Annotated in this window: 1 pseudogene; it reads right to left on the bottom strand. The window is 49.6% G+C overall.

The annotated features are described in order from the left end of the window. A pseudogene (locus tag V7D78_RS16635) lies at positions 1–363 on the bottom strand (pseudaminic acid cytidylyltransferase); the annotation flags it as partial.

Here is a 363-nt window from a genome sequence, read left to right as displayed (position 1 = left end):
CTTGCACCAAATGATCAGGCAGAACATGCATACGCGAGTGGGCGTCAAAGATAGACTTATTACTATTTAACCAGGTTTCGGCTCTGGCCCAATACAGCTGACCTGCATCATGAAAAGCGGGGACTAAGTCTTGTGAGCGCTTGCTAATGCTCTCTGGGTCAAAAGGCGTTACACCACCGCTGTCCGTCATTAATAGTGCCCTTTGAATAGGAAATGAGAAGCGGGCGCTGGTAAAGACATAATCTGCGGCTGCTTGCTGCAGTTGCTGATAAAGCTGCTGAATGATATCTGCACTCAGTAGCGGGGTCGTGGCATATAAACAGGCACAATCAGCAAGTGGCCAGCCCATGGCTTGCAGTCGTT

Origin of the sequence: Arsukibacterium sp. (genome assembly GCF_036735525.1) — a bacterium.
Taxonomy (GTDB): Bacteria; Pseudomonadota; Gammaproteobacteria; order Enterobacterales; family Alteromonadaceae; genus Alishewanella.
The sequence above is the reverse complement of the archived record's forward strand: the minus strand, read 5'-3'. Positions and strand labels throughout refer to the sequence as shown.